Below are 26286 nucleotides of genomic sequence, written 5' to 3' on the forward strand. Positions count from 1 at the left end.
TTCAACCGAATACGGTGGCGACGTCCACCGAACCCGGCAGTGCTCGATCGCGAGCAAGCTTCGCCACCGCCTGCTGAAAGGCGGCGTTGATCGGTGCGGCTACGCCGTGAAGGCGCCCGAGGCGCACGATCTCACCGTTCAGATAATCGACTTCGCTCGATGTGCCGCGCACGAAGCTTTGCCACGTCGATTGCTGGCCGCGCTCGATGCCGCTGCCTTGCGCGACCCGCCAGCCGGATATATCGACAACGCGTTCCGAAGATGCAGCGGGGTCATATCCCGCGGCCTCCAACACGGTGCGTGCTTCACTTGCGAGATCGGTAGCGGCTCTGGCGCGGGCCTCCGGTGCTCCAGCAAAAAGCTCGACGGCGTTGGTGACATTGTGTTCCAGCTTCGCGGCCTTCCAGCGCCGGATGTCGGCCCGGGCCTCTGCCGGATATCCCGCCTTCGTCAGATCAGAGGTGATGGCCGATGCTGTGTTGTCGAGGCCATGCGGATAGCGTCCAAGGGTCACCACGCCGATATTAGGCTCACCGCCAACGACAACCTCGCCGGTAACGGTATAGCGTGCGGGAATGAGAATGCTCGCCGCATAGACATGGCTGAAGCGTCGAAGCGCGATGTCCTCGGCGGCCAATCCATTCTGGAATGTTACCAGGGGCAGTTCCGATGCAAGCCCGCCTCCCTCTACATCGCGCCACGCCCAGAAATTGGTTGCAGCCTCGACATCCTGCGCCTTCATCGTCAGGAGAAGGATATCGTCCGGTGAGAGGTCGGGCGGCGTTGTGGTATCGACCGCGTTAAGCCGGACAATTCCCGTTTCCCTGGGCCTGCGATAGGACAGGCCATGAAGCGCGATATGCGATATCTGCGCCCCGCGTCCCACCAGGACATAAGGAATGTCGTTGATCTCGAACTGGGCGGCGAGACTTGCGCCAACCGCGCCAGCGCCGACGATGATGTAGCGTTTCATTGTGCGTCTGCTTCAGGCTGTCTTGAGGACGGGGATGTCCGTGGAATATTGCGATACGGCGGCCTGGCCCTGTCTCCATCGATCAAAAGCTGAGCGCCCGAGGATGGACATGCATGTATCTTCCTGCGGAGCGTGGACGAGAACGGCCTGGATGTCGCGAAAATGCCTCTCAAGCCCCAGATCGCCACCGAGACCCGGATTACCAAGGCTTCGCACAGCGATCTGGACCGCATCGCGCAGCTGCCGACCGGCTATGATCCGGGCGCGGATCAGCCGTTCCGGGTCGCCCTGGCCGCTTTCGAGCGAGTCGAAGATGATATGGCGGGCACCGGAAACGAGCAGGTCGATTTCTCCTGAGAGGTTGACGAACCGCTCCGTGCGAGCAATGGGATGGCCGAGATTGGTCGGTACGCGCTCGTGGGCATAGCGGATGAACTCGGCCTGGGCCGCTTCGGCAACGCCCAGATAGATCGCGGTCAGTGCCAGCGTCATGGCCGCGTGGGCCCGATTGTCCTGCTGGGCCACGGAAGGATCGACGAGGTCCAGCACGTTTTCCGCCGGGATTTCCACGTCATGGTATTTGACGTCGTGAGAGCCTGAGGCGCGCATGCCCAGGCTGTTCCAGTTCTCGATCACCTCGATGCCGGGCAGTCCGTTTGGCACGATGAAGGTTCCAACGCGTGTCGTCGTTTCGTCGGTGCGCGCCCAAACCAGGAAGTGTGTAAGCCCATGGGCACCGGTAACGAAACGCTTGTGGCCGTTGATCGCCCAGCCATTCCGGGTTCGGCGGGCGAGGGTCGCCGGCAGGCCGCCGCGCGCTGGCGAGCCCAGTTCCGGCTCGACGCGGGCGGCGTTCAGCAGCAGCGGGCGGTCCTTTGCCTCTTCCAGCAGGCGCTTGTAGAGATCTTCCGGCCAATTGTTTCTGGTGGCCTGGCCAAGATGGTTGAAGATGGTCATGGCGGTGATCAGCGCCACGGACGGATCGCCGCGCCCGAGCGCTGCCAGAATCTGGGCAGCATCGTAAAGGCTGCCGCCCCTGCCGCCAAAGCGGGTGCCGACGGTGGTTTCCAGAAGGCCGCTTTCATGAACGGCGCGAATGCCTGCCCAAGGAAACGAGCCGCTGCGATCAGCATCGGGAGCGGCTTCTGCAACAATCCGAACCGTTGCGTCGAGACTGCTTGTATCATGGGGCATGGGCTGGGGCCTTCTGACTATGGGATAAGCGCGGCCTTCTCTGCCGCGAGACAGATTGCGCCGATCGCTCGGCGCAAAAGCTTGGTATGCGAAACGTCTGTGCGCGCCTGACGAAGAATTCAGGCGGCCGCCTTCTTCTTCGAGTCTTCCCGATCACGAATGCCTTCGCGCACCAGTGGCAGGATGTAGCGGCCATAATCGACGGCATCGTTGTAGTTGTCATAGCCGCGGATCGAGATCAGGTCGGCGCCAAGATCGATGTAATCGAGAATGGAATCGGCGATGGTCTGCGGCGATCCGACGAGCGCGGTGGTGGCCCCGCTTGCATTGGTGGCGGTCACCGTCGGATACCAAAGGGCGCGATCTTGGACATTGCCACGGGATGCAATGTCCAACAGCCGCTGCGAGCCGACATTGGCGGGGCGCGGAGCCGAAAGTGGAGAGCGGCTGAGACCCTTCTCGCGGTTCTCGTTAAGCCGATCAAGGACCTTGTGTGCTTTCACCCAGGCGAGTTCATCGGTCTCGGCCACGATCGGTCGGAAGGTGACCCAGATGCGCGGACGATCGACCCGGCCCGCTTTTGCGGCTTCGGCATAGATCCGATCGATCTGCTGCTTGGTTTCGGCCAGCGGCTCGCCCCAGAGGCCAAAGATATCGGCCAGCGAACCACCGATCCGGTAGGCGGCATCGGAGGAACCGCCGAGCGATATGGGAATGAGGCCCTTCGTCGGGCGCACGGCACTGCGGAACTGTTTAAACTGGTAATATTTGCCATCGAAGTCGAAAGGCTCGGTCGATGTCCAGACCAGTCGCAGGATGCGGATATATTCTTCCTGCCGCTCGTAACGCTCTTCCTTGTTGAGAAAATCGCCTTCGCGCGCCTGCTCGTCATCATTACCGCCGGCAATGAAGTGGACGACCACGCGCCCGCCGCTCAGCTGATCGAGCGTCGCGAGCGATTTCGCCGCAACTGTCGGATAGACGGTGTTGGGCCGCAGGGCGACGATGATCTTGATATTCTTCGTATGGGCGAGGATGGTCGCGCCAATGGTGAAGGGATCGAAAGATGACGATGAGTAGGGGATCAGGGTATAGTTGAAGCCATAATCGTCGAGGGAGCGGGCATAGCGCTCGAGGAAGAGCGGATCCACCGGTGCATCGGGAATGGGATTGAGATCGTTGGATTCGTTTGGAAACGTGACGCTGATGAATTCTGCGGCCATGTGAGCCTGTCTCCCTGAGGGTTATCGGTAGGTGGAAAGTAGAACCTGCCAAGCTGGGGAGGAAGACAGGTCATTCTTATTCCATAGAAACTGTAGAAAATATTCGCGCTAGGACACCGGTATGGAGTTGATCGGCATTCCGACGCTGCGTCGGGTCAGGCTTTGGGATCAGAAGCTGGGAGACCAGCCGAGGCTTGGAGCCACAGTGTCCGTGAAGTCGGCGAGCAACCGGATATTCTCTTGCAGGCCAAATGCCGGCGGCAGAAAAAGAATGACTTCATCGGCGGCGCTGAGGCCGGGATCGTTGTAGATCTCTTCGAGAACCTGGTTGGGGCCGCCGTGGAATACGGGGGAAATCTGTGTTCCAGGCTGCTGGTTGACGCGCTCGGTGGGCTGAAGTGCACCCTTGGGACGGGAGGCGGCAATGCCAAGCGTGCGCCGCTCCAGGTCGTAGGCGGCATATTTCTCCCGTAAGTCCGCGGTATTGCCGACGAGGATGGATGCGGCCACGATCACCGGTGGCGGCTCCGTTCCCCATGTCTTGCGCCAGTGGGTGCGGTAAGCCGTGATGCTGCGCGCCTGATATTCGCTGAAGGTTTCGCCCTCCTCGTGGTCGTGGAGGACGGTGCCTGAGATCAGCCCGATACCGATTTCCGCAGCTTGCACTGCGGATGAAAAACTGCCCGAGCCCTGCCTGATGCGCGAACGCAGCGTCGGGCTGTGGGGCGTGACGCGCAGTTCGGCGCCTTCCGGCGCACCAAGGCCCGGCTCGGTAACGGTGTGCAGGATCTCGCCCGAAAGTGCGGCGAGAAAACGGGACTGGCGGCGCTTTGCCTCGGTGCGGGCGTCGGTATCGACTGTGCCGAATACGGCGTCGAACGCGGCGTTCGCACCCGTCGAGATGGCAAGCTCCAGACGGCCATCGATCAGGAGATCGGTCGTGGCCGCGGCCTCTGCAAGCAGGATCGGATCCTGGTAGCGCATGGGGATGACGGCCGAGCCAAGCGTGATATGGGAGGTGTGCTGGCCGGTTGCGGCAAAAAATGGCAGCGGCGAGGAGAGATAGTGGTCGAAGTGCCGCTGGTAGGCCCAGCCGGACTGCAGGCCTAGTCGCTCGGCTGCCTTAAACAGCTCGATCCCGTCGCGCAGCCCCTGTGCCGGGCCGGCGTTGTCGTTGAAAGACACCCTGGTGTTGAAGCCAAGCCGCTTCTTCGCCCGGAATGATGCTGGCAGAGTGCTGGAGGGCACGGTGATGTTCATGCGATATTTTCCTTTTGGAAGGCCCGTCGCGGTTCCACATGCGGAACCGGCGCGATATTTGCAGCGCCGGACGGGATCGCTTCCAGCAGAGACACAGTGTAAGGCTGTTGGGGATTGTCGAAGATGTCGGCGACAGTCCCGTGTTCGACGATCCGCCCGCGCTGCATGACCGAGACGGTGTGCGCGAGTTGGCGCACGAGGGCCAGGTCATGCGACACGAAGACATAGGTCAGGCCCAGCTTGGCCTGCAGCGAGAGCAGCACCTCGACGATACCGGCCTGGACGCTGACGTCGAGTGCGGAGGTGGGCTCGTCGAGCACGATGACGTCCGGCTTCAGAACGAGCGCGCGGGCAATCGCCACACGTTGGCGTTGGCCACCTGAGAGCGCACCTGGCTTGCGGGAAAGAAAGTCTTCCGCCAGCCCGACATCTTTCAGCGCTTCGTGAACCCTGTCGACCTGCTCTTTGCGTGTTCCAATCTTGAACCGGTCGAGCGGCTCACGAACCAGCTCCTCGACTTTCCAGGACGGGTCGAGCGACGTGAAAGGGTTCTGGTAGACGATCTGCAGGTGGCGCCAAACTGAGCGCAGCGAAGCCTGAGAACGCCCCGTGAGTTCCTCGCCGGACACCCAAATCTGGCCGATATCGGGCTGCTCCAGCCCAAGCAGCAGCCGGATCGTCGTTGTCTTGCCCGAGCCGGACTCGCCGACCAGCGCATGCGTGGTGCCGGCCGGAACGCTGAAGGAAACCTTGTCGACAGCCGTCACCACCTTGTTACCGACGGTGAAGTTCTTCGTGACGGCGCTGACCTCGATCTTGGGGGACTTGCCGCCAACAGCCTTGAGCATCCGGAAACCGGGGTCGCGCAGTGCGGCATACCGGTTTGGATTAAGAACAGGCACATCCGCGTGCAGTTTCTTCGTGTAGGCCGATGTCGGTGAAGAGAAGACGGCGGTGGTGCTGCCGGCCTCCTGCACGACGCCGTCCTTCAGCACCACCAGAGCATCGGTTCGCTCGGCTGCAATCGCCAGGTCATGGGTGATCAGCAGCAGGCTCATGTCCAGCTCGCGCTGCAGCCGTGAGAGAAGATCGAGGATCTTTTTCTGGATGGTGACATCAAGCGCGGACGTCGGCTCGTCGGCGATCAGCAATGCCGGGCGAGGCAGGACGGCTAGGCCGATCAGCACGCGCTGCAGCATGCCGCCGGACAGCTGATGCGGGTAGGAGTCAAAGACACGCTGTGGATTGTCAAGCCCGACCTGCGCGAAGGTATCGAGGACCAGAGCCTTGCGGATGGCCTTGTCGGGCTCATCGAGGAGAGCGGCCGCTTCCATTGCCTGGACACCAATCGGTCGCACCGGGTTCAGCGAATTGCCCGGATCCTGGGGAACGAAGCCGATGGCCCGCCCGCGCAATGGCCGGAAGCGACGTTCGGGCAGACCGAGAACTTCCTGGCCGTCGAACGCGATGCGACCGCTGGCTCGCCCGCCATTAGGCAGCAGCCGAAGCACAGCGCGCGCGATGGTTGATTTGCCCGAACCGGATTCACCGATGAGCGCAAGGCTCTGTCCGCGACCAAGTTCGAAACCGACGCTCGAGACGACTTCCTTCTGCCCGTAGGAAACCGAAAGCCCGTCGGCCTGCAGCAGCGGAGTTGGACGCTTCAACGTCAGTGGAGAGGTATCGGCACGGCTGAGTGCCGCAGCTAGTCTGTCTTGCGGAGCCATCGGCTAATCCTGTTCATAGAGAGGACGGTCGCGATCGTGACGAAGGCGGGCGCGTACACCAGCCACGGCCATTTCAGGTAATCCTTGCCGATCGACACCAGCAGGCCCCAGTCCGAGGCAGGTGGCGGGTCGCCATATCCTAGAAAGGCAAGACCGGCGATCAGCATGATGGAATCGCCGAATTGCAGCACTGCCAGCGGGAAAACCGAACGCGAGGCATTTGGCAGCACATGGCGCCAGAGGATGTGCCAGCGCGAGCCGCCGAGCAGAAAAGATGCCTCGACGAAGGTCGCCTGGCGGGTCTTGATGACTTCCGACCGCGTGACACGGGCGAACATCGCCACGGCCGAGACGCCGGTGGCGATCGCAGCGTTGGTGGTGTCGAAGCCGATTGCGGTGACCACGATGACGGCGAGCAGGAATTTCGGTATCGCCAACAGCACGTCGACCATGCGGGCGAGCAGGGTGTCCAGCCGGCCGCCGAAGAAGCCGCCGAGGAGCCCGATGAAACCACCGGCGAAAACGCCGATGACGACAGCGATAAGCGCGCTCCTGACGGAAGAGGCTGCGCCGTAGACAACACGCGTATAGAGGTCGCGACCCAGCTGGTCGGTTCCAAACAAGTGCGCGGCGCTGGGGCCAAGTAGCTTGTGGGCAGGCGTTCCGATGGCCGGGTTCTCGCTTGTGAACAGGCCGGGGGCGAGTGACCACGCGAGCACCAGCGCGACGATTGCGAAGGATAACACCACGGTCGCCGGCACCCGGATGGATGTCAGCCAAGCAGCCATGGTGAAACGTGGACTGGAATAGCCGGAAACAAAGGTCATGATTTCACCGCTTGAGAAAGAACAGCCGAATTGTCGTCGGCGGTGACCGGCCGCCGTTCGGCAGGGCCGAGCAGTTTCACGCGGGGATCGAGCAGAGGGTAGGCAAGGTCGGCCAGCAGATTGACGACCACGAAGACCACTGCCGCCAGCGAGACGATTGCCTGCAGCACCGGCAGGTCCTGCGTGCTGACAGAGCGCTGCACAAGGCTGCCGACGCCGTTGCGGCCAAACACCGCTTCGGTGATCAGCGAGCCGCCGAGCAGTTCGCCGATGGTCAGCGCGATGACGGTCACGACCGGCAGAGAGGAGGGCTTGAGCAGGTGCTTGGCAAAGAGCTGCATCTGGCTCAGACCACGGCTGCGGGCGACCGCGGCATATTCTTGCCCGGCCTCGTGATCGAGGTTGGCGATGAGCACTTCCGCGATCTGTGCCGAGATGGGAATGCCGAGCGCAAGGGCTGCGAAGAAGGTCGCCCAGAAGCTGTCCGGCTTGATCACCCGGAAAAGACCCAGCTGGAAGCCGAAGATGTGAATCAGCACCAGGCCGATCACGAAATTGGGCACTGACAGGAATAGGGATGGAAAGCCGCGAAGCAGCCCCTGGCCAAATTCCTTTCGAAGAAACCGTGTTCCATAGGCAATGGTTATCGCCAGTAATAGCGCCACGACGAGACCGGTGAACGCAAGGATCAGCGTCGAAGGCAGCACATCGGCGATCAGGATCGATACGGACCGGTTGGTTCTCATCGAGATACCGAGGTCGCCAATGATGAAATGCGAGAAGGAGTTGGACAATTGCACCAGCACTGGTTTGTCCAGACCCTGGGCTGCGATGATCTCCTGGATCTCGCCCTCGGTGAAGCCGTTCTGCGGGTTGCGCAGAACGTTGGTGATCGGGTCGCCCGGCAGGATGCTGACGACGATGAACGTGAAGACATAGGCCAGCAGGACGACGACGACGGCCTGGATCAGGCGCTTTGAAGCGTAATTCAGGTAGGGGTTGCTCATGCTCCTGATATCCTCACGTTCATGACTTGCGTTAACCGCTATTCGCTCAGCGAAGCCGTGTAGTAACTGGCATAGGCGACGCCGTTGTAGGTCTCGCCCTTCAGCTTCGGAGACTGCACGTAGATGCGCTGGACCATCTGGGTGCGAGGGATGAAATAGCCCTGCTCCAGAACGTATTTCTGCAGTTCGTCGAGGAGCGGCTTTCGAATTTCGACGGTGGCGGCACCCGCGATCTTGTCACGCAGATCGTTAAGCTTCGTGTCGCGCTCGTCGAGCGCAAACCAGTTCTCGCCGTTGTTGGCGTTGGTGAGGATGCTGGCGACTGTTCCCGCATCGATGAAGCTGCGCGTCACCTCGTAAGCCGGCACGGCCGGACCGCCGAATGCGACCTTCTGGCCGAACGTGACCACGTCGTAGGCGCGGATATCGACCTTCCAGCCGATCTTGCCGAGCTGCTGGGCGATCAGTTCGTCGATCGACTTCGATGTTGCGAGATAGGGGTTTGAATAGAGTGTCAGCACCAGCCGCTTGCCGTCCTTGGCGCGGATGCCGTCGGCGCCCTTGACCCAGCCTGCTTCGTCGAGGAGCTTTCCGGCCTTGTCCGGATTATAGGCCAGCAGCGGGCTCTGGTCGGTCGCGCCGGGCACGTTGCTTTGGATGAAGGACGTCGCGAGCTTCCAGTCCGGCGTATAGACGGTGTCGATGATTTCCTGGCGATTGATGCCAGCCTGAAGAGCCTGGCGTACCTTGACGTCATCATAGGGTGCAAGCTTGGTGTTGACGGCCCAGCCGTTGACGAAGCCGAGATAGCGCGGCGTCGAAACGGTGAAGCCATCCGCCTTGAGAGACTGAAGCTCCTGCGGCGAAGCGTTATAGGCAATTTCGGCCTGATCGGACTGGACGGCGGAAATCCGCAGCGATTGCTCGGATACCAGCTTGTAGGTAATTGAGTCGATATAGGCCGGGCCGCTGTGACCGACGGCGGCAGGTCCCCAGTTATAATCCTTGCGTTTCACCAGCTTGACGAAGTCACCTTCCTTCCAGGAGTCGACCACATAGGGACCGCTGCCTGACGTCTTGCTCAGGTCAGCCTGGTCGGTTGCCGGCTGCGCGATCGTCTTCGGAGAGATCAGGATCGAGCCGTGGTAGCCAAGAGTCGGGATGAAGCCGAGCGTTGGCTTCTTGAAAACGACCTTCACCGTGGCGGCGTCAACGACCTCGGAATGATCGTAGGTCTTGGGGAAGAGACCGATCGGGTTTATGCCTTCCTTCTTCCGGCCGGCGTACCAGATGTCAAGGTTGGCGACGACAGCCGCTGCGTCGAGCGGGGTGCCGTCGGAGAAGGTCACGCCGCTCTTCAGGTGAAGTGTGAATTCGGTGGCCTTATCGTTCTGCTCCCATTTTTCGGCCAGCCATGGGCTCACCTTGCCTTCAGCATCGACGTAGATGAGCTTGTCCGTCACATGACCCCAGATATGGCCCTGGAAGCTGGAAATCGCGCTATTATTGGGAATCCAGGTGTCACCCAGCGAATCTATGAGGAAGGTGATGTCGCCGCCTTCACGCGGGCTTTCGGCGCCCAGAGTCGGGGTCAAGCCTACCGTCGCCACAAACGCAGTTGCTACCAGCGCGGACGTGCCGACAAGCAGACGACGTCGGGAAAGGGAAAAGAATGCGGAACGTTCGGTCATATCGTGTCCTGTATTTTTCCAAGCGGATCAATACGTTTAGAGTATGCAGGGCAGCTGACCGGAGAAAGACCAGTTGTTCTTTTTCTATCAATTTAATGGATTATTTTGTTCGGTTTCGAGGTGCGCAGGGGTCAGCTTTTTTCGGGCGCCGATATTGGCGGCGATCAGACCCACGGGACGGCAGCTTCAATCGATGGCAAGGAAGCGTGGGTGATTGCTGTCAATCCCTCTTCATCTCGGGGCCATGAGCGCCATCGGTAAACTTCATTTCTTCGAATATTCGAACTGGGGGCGGGTCGCCGTGAAATCGTTCGACTTGCACGCGGGTTATTTGCCCGGTCGAGCCCTGCGCCAATCTTGAGGTGCCGACATCATGTGTTAGAATGTTGGGATTGCCGTGCACGCACATGGCTTTGTCGGCGCTCCGGTCGTCCGGCTCGAACCACGCGCCGGTCGCAAGCTGCATAACGCCTTTCCGCAGGTCCTGGCTGAGGATCGCGGCGGCAAGGCAGCTGCCACGGTCATTGAACAGCCTCACGATGTCCCCATCGACGATGCTGCGCTCGGCAGCGTCGGCCGGGTGAATGCGGACCGGTTCACGGCTCTTGATCTTCGTCGAACGGCTGAAATCGCCGTAGTCGAGCTGGCTGTGCAGGCGATGATGCGGCTGGTTGCAAACGAGGTGCAGCGGATAGCGGTCGTCGCCTGCGTGCCGGGCCGGGTACCATCGCGGATGGCCGCGGCAATCGTCGTAGCCAAAGCCTTCGACAGTTTCAGAGAAGATCTCGATTCTACCCGAAGGCGTCGGCAGGGCCGATGCGAGCGGATCGTCGCGGAAGGCCCGCGCCGGACCGCCCACATCGGCTTCCAGCGGCAGGCGGATTTCTCCGCGATGCCAGAATTCCTCGAAGTCCGGAGCCTCGTGGCCGCCGGACGTCAGCGCCGTGCGGGTCGTCTCATACAGGAAGGCGAGCCATTGCCGCGACGATCGGTTTTCCGTGAAGGCCTCCGCCTTGCCGAGATGTGCCGCTATCGCGGCGAAGATCTCGTAGTCATCGCGCGACTTGCCCACCGGTTCGATCAGGCGCTTCATCGCCACCATCAGCGGATCACCGGCTGAAGCGCCGATATCCTCGCGCTCGAGTGTCGTCGTCGCCGGCAGGACAATGTCCGCGTGGCGGGCCGAGGCGGTCCACGCCGTCTCGTGCACGATGATGGTTTCCGGCCGGCGAAAGGCCTCGCGCAGCCTGTTGAGATCCTGGTGATGGTGGAACGGATTTCCGCCTGCCCAGTAGACCAGTTTGGTATCGGGATAGTGCGCATCAATGCCGTTGTACTGAAATGCCTCGCCCGGATTGAGGAGCATGTCGGCAATTCGGGCGACGGGAATGAAATCCGCCACAGGATTGCGGAACTGGTTGAAGGTCGGCAGCGGCACGGCCAGTTGCTGCTTGCCGTTGTTGCCCAGGGCGCCCAGCGAATAGGAGAAGCCGCCCCCGTCGAGGCCCATCTGGCCGAGCATCGCGGCCAGCACAATGCCCATCCAAACCGGCTGCTCGCCATAATCGGCTCTTTGGAGGGCGTGGGCAATCGTAATCAGTGTTCTTGCCCCCGCCATTGCCCGTGCCAGCTCTTCAATGACGCCTGCATCGATGCCGCAAATGGCAGACGCCCATCCAGGGCTTTTCCGTTGGCCATCGCTGCGGCCAAACAAATAGTCCTCGAAGCACTCGTAACCGACGGCATAGCGATCAAGGAAGTCGCGGTCGTGCAGCCCTTCCGTGGCAAGCACATAGGCAAGGGCGAGCATTAGCGCGACATCGGTGCCCGGCGTGATGGACAGCCATTCCGCATTGGCTTCTAAGGGAAAGTCGTCTCGCAACGGACTGACGAGGACGAAACGCGCGCCGCGCGTGCTGGCGCCCATCAGCTTGTCACGCACGATGTGCTGACTGTTACCGCCGCCATGGACGTCCGAATTCTTAATGGCCATGCCGCCGAAGGCGACGATCAGTTCGCTGCTCCGCTCGATCGCGTCCCAGGTGACGCTCTTGCGGTCGAAGTGATCGTAGGGTCCGAGCACATGGGGGATGATCACCATTGCGGCGCCGGAGCTATAGGTGTTGACGGACCGGACATAGCCGCCGAGCACATTCAAGAAGCGATGGACCTGGCTCTGGGCATGATGGAAGCGGCCGGCACTCGACCAGCCGTAGGAACCGCCGAACACGGCCGTCGGGCCGAAGTCGCCATAGACCCGCTCGAGCTCAGCCGCGACGAGCTCGATTGCCCTCGCCCAGCTCACCTCGACATAGTCGTCGGCGCCACGGTCCTGCGCATTGCCCTTCTTGCCCTCCAGCCAACCGCGCCGCACGGCCGGACGTTTTATGCGCATCGGGCTGTCGGCGACAGCCGGCAGATTGCCAAGCAGAGGCGAGGGATGCGGGTCGGCCGGATGAGGTCGGATTTCAAGCGTGCCGTCGCGATAGCGCCCCGAAAAAGCGCCCCAATGAGAGCTGTGGGTTTGGAAGTCGTTCATCGGGAATACCTCTTCATTCTTCACGCAGCGGAGGCCAAGAAACTCATTCCGGCAGAATCTTGCCCGGGTTCATGATGTTCATGGGATCGATCGCGGCCTTGATCACGGCCATCAGATCGACGGCATCGCCGTGTTCGCGGCGCAGGTAGTCGATCTTGCCCGTTCCTATGCCGTGTTCACCGGTCGACGTGCCGCCGACCGAGAGTGCGTGCAGAACCATCGCCTTGTTAATCGCCGCGACCTCGTCGAGCTCTGCCCTGTTGTCCGGATCGACGGCGAAGACGACGTGATAGTTGCCGTCGCCGACATGGCCGAGAATGGCGGCCGGGACGCTGCAGCCCTGCAGCAGTGCGCGCGTCTTCAGAATGCAGTCGCTCAGTTCCGAGACGGGAACGCAGACGTCTGACGACCAGCCTTTGGCATTCTGACGCTGTGAAACCACTGCATAGAATGCGTTGTGACGCGCCTTCCACAGCCGGTTTCGATCTTCCGCTGCGTTGGCCCATTCGAAATCCCGGCCGCCATGCTCGTCGACGATCGCCGCCACCATGTCGACCTGCTCCTGTACGGCAGCGGGAGAGCCGTGGAATTCAAAGGCAAGTGTGTCCTCGATCTTCAGCGTCAGGTTGGAATAGGCGTTGACCGCAGCGATGAGCCCACGGTCCATCAGTTCCATGCGGGCGACGGGGATGCCCAGCTGGACGACAGCGATCGCTGTGTCGACCGCCTGCTCGACGCTCGCAAACGAGCACAGCGCCGCCGTAATTGTCTCGGGAATGCCGTAGAGTCGAAGTGTCACCTCAGTGATGATACCGAGCGTCCCTTCCGAGCCGATGAACAGCCGAGTAAGATCGTAGCCGGCCGAGGATTTGCGGGCCCGTCCGCCGGTGCGCACGACCTGTCCGCTCGGCAGGACGACGGTCAGCGACAGGACGTTTTCGCGCATCGTGCCATAACGGACGGCGTTGGTGCCCGAGGCGCGTGTCGCCGCCATGCCGCCGATCGAGGCGTTGGCGCCGGGATCAATCGGGAAGAAAAGTCCCTTGTCGCGCAGATGGGTGTTGAGCTGCTCGCGGGTGACGCCGGCTTCGACTGTGCAATCGAGATCTTCAGCGCCGACCCGGACGATCAGCGACATGCGCGAAAGATCGATGGAGATGCCGCCGCATATCGCCGTCAGATGCCCCTCCAGCGAGGTGCCCGCCCCAAACGCGATTACCGGCACGCCTTCGGCCGCACATAGCCGGACGGTCTGCGCCACCTCGTCAGTGTGTTCCGCAAATACGACGCCGTCCGGCATCGCTGCCGTATGGTAGGATTCGCCGCGGCCATGCTGCTCGCGCAGGGCAGGCGAAGTCGAGAAGCGATCGCCGAAAATGGCGCGGAGTTTGTCGGAAAGTTCTGTCGAGAGGTGCGTCATTCGCCGCCTCCGGTTTTTGCCGCGCCGGTGGCGGCCGGTGTGTCGCCGTGCTGTCCCCACTCGGTCGCGGCGCCGTCGTAGATCGCGACGTCCTGCTTGCCGACGAGATACAGCGCAAAGGCGAGTGCCGCCGCGGTAACGCCGGAGCCGCAGCTTGCGATGACGGGTTCGGCGAAATCGAGACCGGCATCCTCGAAGGCCGCGCGGATCTCAGCCAACGGGCGGACTTCGCCGGATTGCGGATCGGTCAGCGCGTTGAAGGGCAGATTGAGGCTTCCGGGAATATGTCCTGATCGCAGACCGAGCCGCGCCTCCTTTTCCTCTGCGGTGAAACGGCCGACCGATCGGGCATCGATGACTTGCTCCGCATGGCTCGTCAGATTGTCGAGAAGCTGCGCCTTTGAGCGGGCGGCAGCCGGCGCGAATTTGGCACGGAACGAGGTGCTGGCCGGACGGGTAACTTCGTCGGTCACCGGCCTTGCCTCGCTCAGCCATTTCTTCAGTCCGCCGTCGAGGATGGCGACCCTGTCGTGGCCGAAGGTCCGCAGCGTCCACCAGACCCGTCCCGCCGACATCAGGCCGGGCGTGTCGTAGATCACGACAACGCCGTCGTTGGCGATGCCGAGATCCGAGGCATGGCGCTCGAACGCCGCACTGGACGGTAGCATGTGGGGAAGCGTCCCATGGTAGAGATGGGCCGACAGCCATTCGGTGGACACGAGCGAACCTGGCAATGTAGCGGACATGGATTGCTCCCAGCAGTGCTGTTGGTGAGGGGGTGGCGGCAGCCATGCCGCATCACCCGTCAGGCGACGATCTTGTCGCCGTTCAGATGCCGGTCGAGGAATGGCAGGCTGTCCTGCCCCCAGTAGAGCTCACCATCGTAGCGGAAGGTCGGAAAGCCAAAGACGCCGCCCGCTCTTGCCGTCTCGAGGTTTGATTCCCAGGTGGCCTTGACGTCTTCGGCCTGGGCCCGTTGCTCCAATGCAGTGCCATCGAGCCCGGCAGCATCGGCAATGGCAACGCGGACAGTTGATTGACCGATATCCTCTCCTCGTTCCCAGAACGCCGCCTGTAGCGCGGCCGTCAGCTTCAACCAGTTGTCGCTACGCTCGATTGCGGCAATGACCATCAAACCGGCCGGCGTGGGATCGGAGAGAGTGGAGCGGTTGTCGAAATCTAGGGTCTTGCCGCGGACGGCTGCCCAGCGCTTCAGGTCTTTAATCCAGTAGGCGCGGCGGGCTTCCGGTCGGTTGCGCGAATAGATGGCGCCGTTGTCCTCAACGAGCGGAATCACGAAGGGGCGGATCGAGGCGCCGTGTTTGGCGGCAAGCGCCGTAAAGGCCTCAAGGCCGATGAAAGCCCAGGGCGAACCAATGCCGAAAAAATAGTCGATGTTCTTGGTCATGGAATGCTCTTTGCAGCTTTTCTGTTCGAATGAAGGGCCGTGTCGAAGACGGCGATGGCGCAATCGCGCGCGATGAGAACCACACCGGGATCGCGTTCGACGGCGACCGTTGCCAGCGCGCCTTCGTAGAGAAGGGAAAGATGTGCTGCCGCCGGTTCGGAGCCCAGATCGGAATTTGCCATGACGGCGCGGAAGATATCCTTCACCGTCTTTTTGTGCATACGCGCGACCGTCGTGACGCGCACCGAATCGCCATGTTCGGCAACGGCGAGCGCGAATGCACAGCCGCGGAATTCCGGACTGTCGGCTTTCTGGTGCAGCTGCTCGAAAATCATTCGGATCTGATCCCGTGGCGTCTTCGCCTCGTCAAGAACCTCTCGAAGCGATCGGATGACGCGGTGGTGGCGATCTTCGAGATAGGCGGCGACAAGATGGTCCTTTGAAGGGAAATGCCGATACAGTGTGGCCTTGGCAACCTTGGCCTCCTCGATGATTCGGTCAATGCCAACGGCACGTATGCCCTCGCGATAAAATAGCGCTCCCACCGCGGTGAGAATCTGGTCGGATATTGGCTCTTTCATGAAACGACTTCGGGCTGGAGGGGGTTGATAGTGTCTGGCAGACCGGTCGATCCGCCTGCCGTGCCTGTAGATACGAGTTTGTCGTGTCCAGCCGCCGGGCAAATCGATTTGCATGGTGCGCGCTTCACGAATGACCCCGCCGCGGATAGAGCAATGCATCTAAGCGTGAAACGGCAACAGAGAAAGACAGGTTGTTCTTTTTCTTCCTGCCTTAAGGAAATGGTTTTGCTCGGTCGAAGCTGCGGCGTCGGGGCGCTATTGCCGGCGTCAGTCGAAAACGCCTTGGCCACCTGCGGCGCGCTACGTTTCCGGTTTATCACCCTGCAGCAGCAAGGAGTGCGGGCTGATCGAGGCCGAGATGGTCTCGCAGCGTCGAACCGCTGTAGTCCAATCGGAACAGGCCGCGCTCCTGCAGATGGGCACGACCAACTGGGTGAAATCTTCCAGTCCCTGCAGAAAGAAGGGCGGCATGACATTGAACCCTTCGGCGGCGCCAGCTTCGAACCACTGCTGCATCCGGTCGGCAATCTCGACCGGCGTTCCGACCAGCATGTTATGGCCGCGTCCTGCAGCAACCCGCAGCGCCAACTGACGGATGGTCAGCTTTTCCCGCTTCGCCAGTTCGGTCAGCAATTCGTCGCGGCTGCGCGGCTGATCCGAGATCGGCAGATCGGGCAGGGGAGCATCGAGATCGCGGCCTGCCAGACTATGGCCCAGCCGTTCCTCGAGACGCGGCATCGCGCTCTTGATGTCCGTCCATTGATCGAGCCCAGCCCGCTTTTCGGCTGCCTCGGTCGAGGTGCGGCCGATCACCGCCAGGAAATCTGGCATCACGGCCACGTCTTCCGGCCGGCGTCCGAAGGCAACAACGCGTGCCTTCAGTCGGCCGCCGGCTTGTCGCCTGTGCCAGCTACGGCGTGCAGGTAATCGGTTCGGTACTGGTCATTATTGCTGTAGGTAACAGTGGGCCGTGGCTTTTTCTCGGCATCGCGCTGTTTGGGTTGGGAGTTGGAAACGCCACATCGCTACCGCTACTCATCGCACAGCAGGAGTTCCCCCAGCAGAGACCGCGCGCGTGGTGCCGCTGATGGTCGCCATCGGTTAGGCTGGTCATGCCTTTGCGCCGGCAGCTTTTGGTCTGCTGCGGGGCTGACGGTGTCTATGCCGCCGGATCAACCTTGCTGTTCCTCTGCGCAGCGGCAATACAGGTCGCTGCGATTGGATGCATCCTTTTGGGCCGGCGAAGAAGGCCGCTTGATGCCCCCCGCGTTGCCGGAAGAAATTTTGGATACGATTAAAGGCAAGTTGCTAAAAATAACTGGTCCAAGTCAGACGCGGCCCAATAGAAAACGGCCGATTCGTTTCCGGCCGCTCCCTCGTCACAACAATGCTATGGATCAGGCAGCAGCCGCCAGTTCGTCAGAACGGGTGCGGGCAGCTGCAATGGCTTTCTCAGCCGCTTCAGGACCATAGGCGAGGCCTTCGACCACCACCGTCTCGACGTCGGTGACGCCGATGAAGGCGAGAATCGACTTCAGGTACGGCGTGGCGTGGTTCAGCGCCTCGGCCGGGCCGGTCGAATAGATCCCGCCGGAGGCAAGCACGATATAAGCCTTTTTGCCGCTGGTCAGGCCAATCGGGCCGGTCTCGCCATATTTGAAGGTCAGGCCGGCACGGGCGATATTGTCGATCCAGCTCTTCAGTGACGAGTAGATGGAAAAATTGATCATACCGGTACCGATGATCAGCGTGTCGGCGGCAAGAAGCTCTTGGGTCAGCATGTCTGACGTCTTCGTCACTTCATTCTGCTCGGCTGTGCGGCCGTCGGCTGGCGTGCGAATGGCGGTTGTGAACACTTCGTCGATGTGCGGCAGCGCCGTCGCGGTCAAGTCGCGGTGCACAAGCGTTGCGCCGGGCGTCTGTGCCTTGAGCTTTTCGGCAAGTTCAGTGGCGATCTGGGTCGAGAGAGAATCGGAGCGTGGGCTGGATGTAAGGAGAAGGATGGAGGACATGAGGCATTTCCTTTTTCGATAGGCGGCGGTTCAGTCAGCAATCGATGCCGTTCCCCGAACAGATAGGCCAGCATGACTATCGAAAAAACTGTGATAATATGGATCGCAGTTATCGATGAAGTGGATGGATCGTGCTGCCTAACCCGACATTGGACCAATTGCAGGTATTTCTGGCTGTCGCCGAGGCTGGTAGCTTCTCAGCCGCCTCACGCTCCCTAAACCGCGCCCAGTCGGTGATTTCCTATACGATCGCCAATCTGGAGGCACAGCTTCAAGTCGGGCTGTTCGAACGCTCCGGCGCCCGCCAGGCGAAGTTGACCGATGCCGGTGCGGCCATGCTCGGGGATGCCCGCCGCATCCTCTCCGATTTGGAGGTCATGCGCGCCCGCGTCGGCAGTCTCAAGGAAGGGATCGAGGCCGAGGTCGCCGCGGCCATCAGCGTCATGGTGCCGACCGGCCTGATGGTCGAAGTGCTGCGGGAGTTCCGCGACCGTTATCCGTCCGTCTCTATGCGTCTCAATGTCGGCGAACTCGGAGCCGTCATGGAACTAGTCTCCAGCGGTCAATCGACGATTGGCATCGGCGGTGCGATCTTCAAGCAGGACGATTCGTTGGTAGTCGAGCGCATCGGCCATTCCTTCATGATGCCGGTCGCCGCTGCCAATCATCCGCTCGCCGCAATCGACCGGCCGTTGACGATCGCCGATGTCCGCGAAGAGGTGCAGCTTGTTGTCACCGATTCCACGGCGATGACCAAGGGTCGTGATTTCAACGTTTTGTCCTACCGGACCTGGCGCGTCAGCGACGTCGCCACCAAGCATCATCTGGTGCGGGGCGGCCTGGGCTGGGGCGGGTTGCCGGCGTCGCTGATCCGCGAGGACCTTTTGAGCGGCCGCCTGGTTCATCTCGACCTTGAAGCCTACGAGCAGGGCGAATACCCGATCTATGCGATCCACAAGCTTGCCCATCCGCCGGGTCCGGCGACCGTCTGGATGGTCGATGCGTTTCGCTCGCGGCTGACCACCTGCCCGAGCCGCATCGATTTCATGGAAGGCCGGATGCCCTTTGACAAGCCGGAAGACGCCATCGCCGCGGAATGAATGGACGCCATAGGCGCCCATCGGATGATTCGACGCTTGGCTTCTACAGCACCAGCCTGAAGGTGTGAAAACCGATGGCGATGACGCTGACATCTTCGATCTTGGCGCTTTTCAGGTCAGCGATGAGAACGGCGGTGCAAAAGTCGGCCACGGTGGTGGCGGGATAGTCCCACTTCGGCGGAGTAAATCTCGGCCACCTACTTAGCCTTCTGCGATGAGTGCAGTAGGGTCAGAGGATCTACACAGCGCAACCGAGGTTCGCCAACTGATGAGTAAACTTTTGCGGCCCGATCAACATTACCAATCCAAAAGTTCCATAAATCACCCTTACGCGCCAACTCCATGATATTGCTTGGAAAACGTCTCACTCTTAGCGCGAGGTTTTTTCCGTTGGATGGGAAACGTTTAGGCTTGTTTGTTCTGGCTCGGGGCTTCTCAGGTCGACTCCAGGCGAAATCGGCTTGGAATGAGCGTTGAGAGAAAGCAACTGCTCAAGGCGGGCTCGTGAAATGGCGGGCGCATGGAAACGCATTATGTATCTCTCAATTAACGAGCCTTGATCGTGTCCAACTCTTGTTAATGGCGCAACCACCCAGACCTTCAGTCCCCAGCGAATTGAGGGGCTTATCCAACCTTGCTATCTAGGTTGATTGCATCATCGCAACATGCAACTATTGATTTATGATCCCCCGGCGGTACATACTCAAGATGAAACGATATTTCTTCCACGTTCGGAACGGGCTAATCTTCTTCCAGGATTTGGAAGGAAGTATAGTTAAGGATCTTGAAGCGGCTATCGACGACGCGCAACGATCCGTAAAGGAGATCGTTGCGGATTGTAGCGCGTCTGGAAAACCTGTTGGCGGTCAGCAGTTTGAGATTGTCGATGAAGCTGGCATCGTTTGGGCTGTCATCCAGTTCAGGCCTTCATCCCCCGGTCTGGTGCCGAGACCCTCGAATGGATCTGAACGGTGCATCGCCTACCAAGCCGATAAAACCTGGGCGCTTGACGCGATTTAACGTACCGCTCGGCTGCCTAGGGGAGCCTAATGCCGATCTTTTGGGCACGCCACATAGCTTGCAATAAGACCTTCGGTTCGCTTCGCGATACGTTCCCGGCTTACGAATTCCCGGAATTCAAGTGCTCTTGTATTTCCTTTCCGGCCTTAAAAAATGGCACCCATTTGTCATCGACAAAGACGGTTTCCCCGTTTCTCGGGTTGTGCCCGGATCTCGGCGGGCGGTGTCGCACGGAGAAGCTCCCGAACCCACGAAGCTCGACCCGGTTGCCCTTTTCCAGGGCCTCGGTAATTCCCTCGAGAATGATGTCGACGATCCGCTCGACGTCTCTGTGGTAGAGGTGGGGATTGCGCGCCGCGACGATTTGGACGAGTTCCGATCTTGTCATTGTTTGGCCTGTAAAATCTGGTGGCTGAACGAATGTTGGTTACTTGTCGGAAGCTGGCACGGCAACTGTGATTACGCAACGCTGCTCGCTTTTGGCCTTTGCGGCCGCTTCAGCACAGGTCGTGAGCGCCTGCTGATTGGCACGCACGAGAGCATTGGCATCGGCAATACCACGCCATCCCTCGGGGCTTGCCGACTGCATCAGGGCGATCCCCGCATCCCAGCGATCGGCATTCATGACCGTGGCGGCAATCGCCTTGTCGATCGATCCCGGTAGCAGGCGCGGCCCAAGGGTCAGGAATACGCCACCCATGACGATGCCGACGGCCACGGCGCCGAGCAGCCACCGATCTTGCTGCCGCCGGTCGCGAACACCGCTGACGACGTCTCTGATGTCGGCCTCTACCCGCTGCAGACCGCGCTCCCGGTTCTCAAGTGTCCTAACGGCGTTTGCCGAAATGCGATCAGCGGCGATCTCGATCACCCGGGCATAATGCTCGGGACCGTTCTTCAGGGCCGGGGATTTCTGGATCGCTGTCAGATGCTTGCCGATCAGGACCAGGCTCTCGGCGATCTGGCCGATATCCACGCTGTGGTCGGTCGGCTGCTGGAACGTCTCGAACCGTTCGAAGGCGGCCTCCACGCCCTTGCGGATGACCACCATTTCGCCACCGAGATCGCGGGCGAGCTTCTCCACGGTCCGGCGCAAGGCCTCGAAGGCTTCGGTCGCCTCATCGATTTCGGAGGTCATCCCCCGCTCCTGATCGTCGGTACTGTCAATCATACGCACTCCTATCGTTCAAGCCCTTGGCCACGCCCTCGAGAAATCTGTCGGTCCATCTCGCGGCCGATAGTCTGTTCCTGGCGGATATTGCCGATGCCGAGCTCCTGGGCGCGGCTGCGCACGATAGCCTCCACCTGTGGATCCTTTTCGATCTGAGCAGATACCTGGCGCATCTGACCCTCGACCTTGCCGCGGGCCTTGTCATGGGTCCAGCTGCGAAGGCCTTGGCGCTCCGTCTGAAGTTCCTGCCAGCGATTGATCAGCCGGTCGGCCCGAACGTTCGGATCGGCCTGCAAAGCCCTTTCCTTCTCCATACCGGCAATCAAATGACTGACGCGCTCGCGGCCGGTATAGGCTCGCATAGCTTTCAAGATATCCGGATCATATCGGGCGGCTGAGGCCATGAGTGCCGGTGATCCAGGCTGCGCCTGCTCCATCTGTCGGCCGGCTCCCTGCAGTTCCAATTTCTGGCTCGCAAGAATGGGCAATCCCTGATCCTGCATCCTCGCTGCAGCGGTGAAGGCGCGGGCATACCGGTCGACCGCCTGCTCGAACTGCGACGGCCGCCGCCATGCCTCAGGCGATCGTGGAATATCTGGCCTGTCCGGCGGCTCACGCTCCCTGGCGGCAGCATTCAGCTTCAAACCGGCAAAGATGCTGCGCTTCGGGGTTGCCGCCTGCGGAGGGCGCTCCTCCGCCGTTTTGGGACGATCTTGCGATGGCTGGGGTTGCGACGCTCCACTGTGCCCGAGCTTCAAGCCAGCAAATGCGCTACGACGCGGAGCCCGCTGGTGGTCGGAAAAAGCCCGAGCGGGATCGCGTTCAGGACCGGCCTGCATTGGGGGTCGCACCTCATCAGAGGCACGCAGTGCCGACCGGTCCTGAACCTCCCGTGCCGGATGGTCCGCACGGGAGACCAATTCTTGGACAAGCTTTGGGGTAGGAGCAAGATCAATCTCGCTTCTGATGCCAAAATGCTGCGCGACGCCACGGCGCTCGGCAAAGTCCCTGGTATAGTCGAGCGTGGTTTCCTTGACGCCGGATCGGCTGAGCCGGCTTTCCATCTGTCGATAGGCAAGTTCGCCGGCGCCAGCGACTTTCCAGGAATTGCGCTCGGCCGTCGTGCCGTTTGGAAGATGAACCGTCTCGGATCCGCGATGCTCAAGCCCGATCCTGTCTCCGATCTCCGGCTTCGCCTCAGCCATTGCCCGACCGAGATCGACGCCCCAGGTCGTGTGCTTCTCGCCTCGATCGTTTTCCAGCGTTACGAAATAGCTGTCGCGGTTACCGGCCTTGTGTTCGAAGGGCGCAACGCCATGCTCGACCAGACGACCACAATTGCGATTGAACTCGTCCTGGCTCCCATAGAGCTGCACCCCGTCGCGATGGCGGGTCATGGCGACATAGGTCAGATGCCGGTCCATTGTCGCGGACGCCATGACGAACGCCCTGTCCACTGTCGCACCCTGGTTCTTGTGGATCGTCGTCGCATAGCCATGATCAAAACTTTGGTAGGAATTTGTGTCTATCCTTACCAGGCCAACTCCATCCCCTGGCGACAGTACACTGCCGTCGAGCTCCACATGTAGTGCGTCGGACTCGACGGCCTTGACTGTCCCCAGCATGCCATTCTTCACACCGAGATCGCGATCGTTCTCCAGGAAGACCAGCCGGTCTCCCTCGGCAAAATCGCGGCGGCCATCATTGGTCTGATAGGTGAAGGCTTGCGGCCGCTGCTGCTCCGGGGCGGAACCCCCTCTCTCCAGAAGATCGCCACCGTCGCGAACCTTGGCAAGCGCGCCGCGCGCCTGCAGCTCGCTTCGGATTGCCTCGTTGATGGCGCGAACATCGGCACGCCGATGCGCCATCGCCACACGGCTGCCGTCCGGCCGCTGCTCCCGATCGGCAAGATAGTCGCGAACGATCTCGGCGCGTGCCGCCTCGCGCGTCTCGCTGAACGAAACCTTGCCGTTGTCCCGATAGGTAGCCAGACCGTCCACTGTGCGATGAGTGGCAAAGGCAACCGAGGCCTCGCGCTGCTCATCGGAAAGATGCGCCGTCTCCAGGCGCCGGTCGCGATCTACCGATCCATCTTGGCCCACTCGATCTTGCCGGCCGTGTTGCCGATGAGACTTGTGCGGATCGCCATATCCTGCTTGTCTATTGCACGATCGACATGATGTCGGTCGACGCCATGGCTCCGTGCATGTTTCAAGACCTCCGCCCGGCAGGCCATGGCGTGCTCGACATCGACCATTTCGCGCGTCGAAAACCGCGGAAGGGCGATCTCCCCGTCGCCAAGTCAGTCCGCGTCGCTTGCAACTCGATGAGAACAGGCGGGTCCATCAAGGACGCAAACGCGTTTTGAAATGCTACCGGATCCTTGTTGATAGTTAATCAGGATCCCACGCGACTACTGCCTTGGCCAGCCCCGGCTTACCGGCCTTTAGCGGCTTCTTAGAAGGCGGCTAGGCATCGAGTTAGACTCGTGCGCGTGGGGATCGTGATTTTCGTCCTGACGCTCTCATCGGCCGTAACAGTGAAGGTTATGTTTTCGTTATCGCAAATTTCTCCATAAACTTTTTGGGCAGCGGTTGCTTCATCATCCGCCTCGACTAGCGCGGTGTAGGAGACCAGGAAATACGGCATTCATCATCCTTGAAACCTGCTTTGATGGATAAGCGTAGGCAGAATCGTGGGTCGCTACCGTCTGTATCTACTACCTCCCGAGCCGGCGAGAGCAATGGCTCGATCGCTGTCACAGCGGCGGGTGCTTGAAGACCATTTCCCTAATGCGCCAAACAAGACTGCACTGCGACACGGTCTCAATTTGCCCGTGAGGCGATCCCAAAACGTTCCAACATCTGCCTAAGCTGTGCATTCTGGTGCCTCAGTTGTTCCGCGAGGAGCCGCTTCAGGCGGAGGTTTTCGGCAGAAAGCAATGCCAAGTCATCGGAGTGGGTCTCGACTACGTCGACCGCCATCGCGACAGAAGGCGCTGCGATTGCATCCTTGGCAACAGACCTGCGACGTGTGTAACGACGCTTAAGCGCCTTTACTGTCTGGCGTGTCGGCTCACTGGCCGGCACCTTCACGACCTGACTATTATTTGGAACCGCATCTTGATGATTTCGCTCAATCTGGTCGGAATCGATTGCCGGCAACAGACTGTGCGTTTCTCCACCGACCTTGCTGACATCGGCGACTTCGATCTGCTTTTCCAGGTCGGTTGGCAGGTTCTCACAACTGATCGGGGTTTCCGAGTTGGCGTTGTGCAGAAACGGCAGGGTTGCCTCGGTATCTCTCACCAGAGCCGCGAAATCGGTGTTGCCCCAGATGGATTTCGGCTGTGTTTTTAGTCGCCGGCGTGCCGATTTGATTTCGACGACGAAACTGCGCTGCTGTGTTCTCATATTTTTCTCTGACTGTGGTCTACGTACTCAGGAGCGTTCGAAGCGCTTGAGCATTTCTCTGAGCTGGGCATTTTGAATACGTAGCTTTTGCGCCAGCAGATCCTTGAGGTGTTTGATGTCTTCATCCAGGCTTGTCGGGGTCTCAAAAAAAGGGTCCGCGGTCGAAGATGCGGCATTAATGGGCAAGTCCGCGATGGCACCAGGAATTTTATCTGGCGAGCCGACGCGGACTTTCGTTGCGGACTTCAACCTCGCCTGCCGAAGCTTCGGCGACTGTGCAGCAGCCTCTACCTCTAGCCGCTCTTCTAACAGATCGGAGTTGGACTGCGCTTTCTCCTTAGTCACCTCGGCCTTAGCTGTTTCGGGGTAGTCCAATTTCAGATCGGGCGTCTCAGGAACGATTTCGTTCTCAATCGCCGCCAGCGCCGGTGCTAGGTCTTCATGCTTGCCCTCGTTCACTTGCACGGTTCCAGAGATTGCCTCCTGGGACGAGAGCAGGATAGTCGCAGTTGGCCGCAGTTCTATTTCGACAAGCTTTTGAGCGCTGTCAGGCGCGCCTGCTTCGTTTGCTGTCTCGGAGGATTTTTGCCGAGACAGCAGCTGCGCTAGATATTTCCAAGGTGGTTTCATAGGACTTCTTTCTGAGCCGCAGATGTGACAATTCTGACAGCTCCGTCCCGGCTCGGGATCGAGCCAAGATATTTTAAAAGCTAAGATATTTGATGGTTACGGAGATAGATTGCGCGAACAGCGAGCAAAGTTGAAGCGAGATCAAACGCCGAGGCGCTTGCGCAGATCAGCATTTTCAGCGCGCAACTTTTCGGCCAAGGCGTGACGAAGTTTCTTGTTGTCTTCCTCAAGCTGAAGAAGATCAGCCATGTCATCACTAGCGGTGAGAGGTGCTGGCGGTGTTGCCGGCTGCCTGACAGGCTTGGGATTTGCTGGACCCTTGGCCTCTGTCTTCGTCGTCGCAGCGGATACGGTAGTTGTCCCGCGCACTGGTCCGCCTTCAGCCTTGCCAATCCGCATCTGGCGGACCTTCGGTGTCTTTGCAGCTGTAGCGGCTTCAATTTCGGCCTTAGAACGACGAGGCGCGCGCTGTTTTTTAGATTTAGGCGCTTCTGGCGGAGCATCCGGTGCTACAACATCAATCTGCGCGCCTGTTTCGGTTTCGTCAGTCATTGCTATCTCCATGAGCGGGTGAGATTCTTTTCGACTTCAGAACGGCTGGTGTCAACAGAACTGCACTTCATTACCGTCTGTTTCAATCAATGAGGCAGAAATCTAGCGAAATTTCGCATCTGCAGAATTGCTTCACAAGGGGTGGTAGGCCGCGATTGCATCCTGGCTTAAGGGACATCTTGCTTCTTTAGGTAGGTTTGATGGATTGGATTAATCGTGAACCTCCGCGGCTCGGTTGTCCAGATTTTGCAGATGAATTCGTATGGCGTAAGGCCTCGAAGGGCCTTTAGTCGTCGGCCAAAGTTGTAGGCATCGATGAAGTCCATGAGATGATGACGTAGCTGATCGTGGTTGTCGTAGTGGAAGCGTTTCATCCTTGATGGTACGGTTCATCCGCTCGACTTGGCCGTTGGTCCATGGATGTCGAGGTTTGGTCAGCCGATGTTCTATTTCGAGATCAGCACAGGCCAACTCGAACGGATGGCAGCGAAATGGCAGATTGTCCCGGCGCATGGCGTTGATATCTTCAGGCGTCCAG

23 protein-coding genes and 2 pseudogenes are annotated in these 26286 nt (G+C 60.3%); 2 read left to right on the forward strand and 23 right to left on the reverse strand.

Features of this window, described 5'->3' with window-relative positions:
- Window position 1 precedes the first annotated feature (1 nt).
- From J5289_RS19800 to J5289_RS19870, 15 genes and pseudogenes are all read right to left on the reverse strand, one after another.
- Window positions 2–973 (reverse strand): ketopantoate reductase family protein, encoded by a 972-nt coding sequence (locus J5289_RS19800; RefSeq protein ID WP_209208008.1) that lies wholly within the window; start codon window positions 971–973, stop codon window positions 2–4.
- 12 nt (window positions 974–985) lie between these two features.
- Complete coding sequence (locus J5289_RS19805) at window positions 986–2167, reverse strand: acyl-CoA dehydrogenase family protein (protein WP_209185944.1); 1182 nt, start codon at window positions 2165–2167, stop codon at window positions 986–988.
- A gap of 119 nt (window positions 2168–2286) precedes the next feature.
- Window positions 2287–3390, reverse strand: coding sequence for an LLM class flavin-dependent oxidoreductase (locus tag J5289_RS19810; RefSeq protein ID WP_209185945.1), 1104 nt, complete (start codon window positions 3388–3390; stop codon window positions 2287–2289).
- Between the two features lie 168 nt (window positions 3391–3558).
- Window positions 3559–4650, reverse strand: coding sequence for an LLM class flavin-dependent oxidoreductase (locus J5289_RS19815; RefSeq protein ID WP_209188151.1), 1092 nt, complete (start codon window positions 4648–4650; stop codon window positions 3559–3561).
- On the reverse strand, window positions 4647–6377 hold the full coding sequence (locus J5289_RS19820) for an ABC transporter ATP-binding protein (protein WP_209208007.1): 1731 nt from the start codon (window positions 6375–6377) through the stop codon (window positions 4647–4649). Before J5289_RS19820 ends, J5289_RS19815 begins: the two co-directional genes overlap by 4 nt.
- Complete coding sequence (locus J5289_RS19825; protein ID WP_209185948.1) at window positions 6356–7204, reverse strand: ABC transporter permease; 849 nt, start codon at window positions 7202–7204, stop codon at window positions 6356–6358. Before J5289_RS19825 ends, J5289_RS19820 begins: the two co-directional genes overlap by 22 nt.
- The gene (locus tag J5289_RS19830) at window positions 7201–8211 is read right to left on the reverse strand and encodes an ABC transporter permease (RefSeq protein WP_209208006.1); all 1011 of its coding nucleotides are present in this window, start codon (window positions 8209–8211) and stop codon (window positions 7201–7203) included. Before J5289_RS19830 ends, J5289_RS19825 begins: the two co-directional genes overlap by 4 nt.
- A 38-nt stretch (window positions 8212–8249) precedes the next feature.
- Window positions 8250–9902 (reverse strand): ABC transporter substrate-binding protein, encoded by a 1653-nt coding sequence (locus tag J5289_RS19835; RefSeq protein ID WP_209208005.1) that lies wholly within the window; start codon window positions 9900–9902, stop codon window positions 8250–8252.
- 220 nt (window positions 9903–10122) lie between these two features.
- Window positions 10123–12441 carry a molybdopterin guanine dinucleotide-containing S/N-oxide reductase gene (locus J5289_RS19840; RefSeq protein WP_209208004.1) on the reverse strand — a complete coding sequence of 773 codons (2319 nt, stop codon included), beginning with the start codon at window positions 12439–12441 and terminating at the stop codon, window positions 10123–10125.
- A 43-nt stretch (window positions 12442–12484) separates the two neighbouring features.
- A complete protein-coding gene (locus tag J5289_RS19845; protein WP_142831775.1) occupies window positions 12485–13861 on the reverse strand; it encodes an FAD-binding oxidoreductase in 1377 nt (458 codons plus the stop codon).
- Window positions 13858–14607 (reverse strand): sulfurtransferase, encoded by a 750-nt coding sequence (locus J5289_RS19850; protein ID WP_209185952.1) that lies wholly within the window; start codon window positions 14605–14607, stop codon window positions 13858–13860. The genes J5289_RS19845 and J5289_RS19850 overlap by 4 nt, the downstream gene beginning before the upstream one ends.
- Window positions 14608–14666: 59 nt before the next feature.
- Window positions 14667–15269, reverse strand: coding sequence for a 2-hydroxychromene-2-carboxylate isomerase (locus J5289_RS19855; RefSeq protein ID WP_142831777.1), 603 nt, complete (start codon window positions 15267–15269; stop codon window positions 14667–14669).
- Window positions 15266–15850: a TetR/AcrR family transcriptional regulator gene (locus J5289_RS19860; RefSeq protein WP_142831778.1), complete on the reverse strand. Its 585-nt coding sequence runs from the start codon at window positions 15848–15850 to the stop codon at window positions 15266–15268. Before J5289_RS19860 ends, J5289_RS19855 begins: the two co-directional genes overlap by 4 nt.
- Window positions 15851–16166: 316 nt before the next feature.
- Window positions 16167–16732 (reverse strand): annotated as a pseudogene (locus J5289_RS19865) (nitrilotriacetate monooxygenase); the annotation flags it as partial.
- Window positions 16733–17247: 515 nt separating this feature from the next.
- Window positions 17248–17862: an FMN-dependent NADH-azoreductase gene (locus J5289_RS19870; RefSeq protein WP_142831779.1), complete on the reverse strand. Its 615-nt coding sequence runs from the start codon at window positions 17860–17862 to the stop codon at window positions 17248–17250.
- Between the two features lie 131 nt (window positions 17863–17993).
- On the opposite strand from J5289_RS19870, the gene J5289_RS19875 reads away from it, so the two are divergent.
- Entirely contained in the window at window positions 17994–18962 is a 969-nt protein-coding gene (locus tag J5289_RS19875) for a LysR family transcriptional regulator (RefSeq protein WP_142831780.1), read from the forward strand.
- Window positions 18963–19670: 708 nt separating this feature from the next.
- Window positions 19671–19982 (forward strand): hypothetical protein, encoded by a 312-nt coding sequence (locus J5289_RS29915; RefSeq protein ID WP_374108304.1) that lies wholly within the window; start codon window positions 19671–19673, stop codon window positions 19980–19982.
- A gap of 100 nt (window positions 19983–20082) precedes the next feature.
- Here the strand turns inward: J5289_RS29915 and J5289_RS19880 are convergent, their stop codons facing one another.
- The 8 genes and pseudogenes from J5289_RS19880 to J5289_RS19915 all read right to left on the reverse strand — a co-directional run.
- Complete coding sequence (locus tag J5289_RS19880; protein WP_219276614.1) at window positions 20083–20370, reverse strand: integration host factor subunit beta; 288 nt, start codon at window positions 20368–20370, stop codon at window positions 20083–20085.
- A gap of 39 nt (window positions 20371–20409) precedes the next feature.
- Window positions 20410–21153, reverse strand: coding sequence for a DUF6118 family protein (locus tag J5289_RS19885; protein WP_209207803.1), 744 nt, complete (start codon window positions 21151–21153; stop codon window positions 20410–20412).
- 8 nt (window positions 21154–21161) lie between these two features.
- Window positions 21162–23255, reverse strand: a complete 2094-nt coding sequence (locus J5289_RS19890; protein ID WP_219276616.1) for a hypothetical protein — start codon at window positions 23253–23255, stop codon at window positions 21162–21164.
- Window positions 23234–23410 (reverse strand): hypothetical protein, encoded by a 177-nt coding sequence (locus tag J5289_RS19895; RefSeq protein ID WP_209185957.1) that lies wholly within the window; start codon window positions 23408–23410, stop codon window positions 23234–23236. Before J5289_RS19895 ends, J5289_RS19890 begins: the two co-directional genes overlap by 22 nt.
- 568 nt (window positions 23411–23978) lie before the next feature.
- Complete coding sequence (locus J5289_RS19900; RefSeq protein WP_142831785.1) at window positions 23979–24566, reverse strand: hypothetical protein; 588 nt, start codon at window positions 24564–24566, stop codon at window positions 23979–23981.
- Window positions 24567–24593: 27 nt separating this feature from the next.
- Window positions 24594–25196 (reverse strand): hypothetical protein, encoded by a 603-nt coding sequence (locus J5289_RS19905; RefSeq protein ID WP_209188146.1) that lies wholly within the window; start codon window positions 25194–25196, stop codon window positions 24594–24596.
- Window positions 25197–25337: 141 nt separating this feature from the next.
- Window positions 25338–25748: a SyrB-like regulator gene (locus J5289_RS19910; RefSeq protein WP_142831787.1), complete on the reverse strand. Its 411-nt coding sequence runs from the start codon at window positions 25746–25748 to the stop codon at window positions 25338–25340.
- 167 nt (window positions 25749–25915) lie between these two features.
- A pseudogene (locus tag J5289_RS19915) lies at window positions 25916–26207 on the reverse strand (integrase core domain-containing protein); the annotation flags it as partial.
- Window positions 26208–26286: the final 79 nt, after the last annotated feature.

The organism is Rhizobium sp. B230/85 (genome assembly GCF_019355735.1).
Classification (GTDB): domain Bacteria; phylum Pseudomonadota; class Alphaproteobacteria; order Rhizobiales; family Rhizobiaceae; genus Rhizobium; species Rhizobium rhododendri.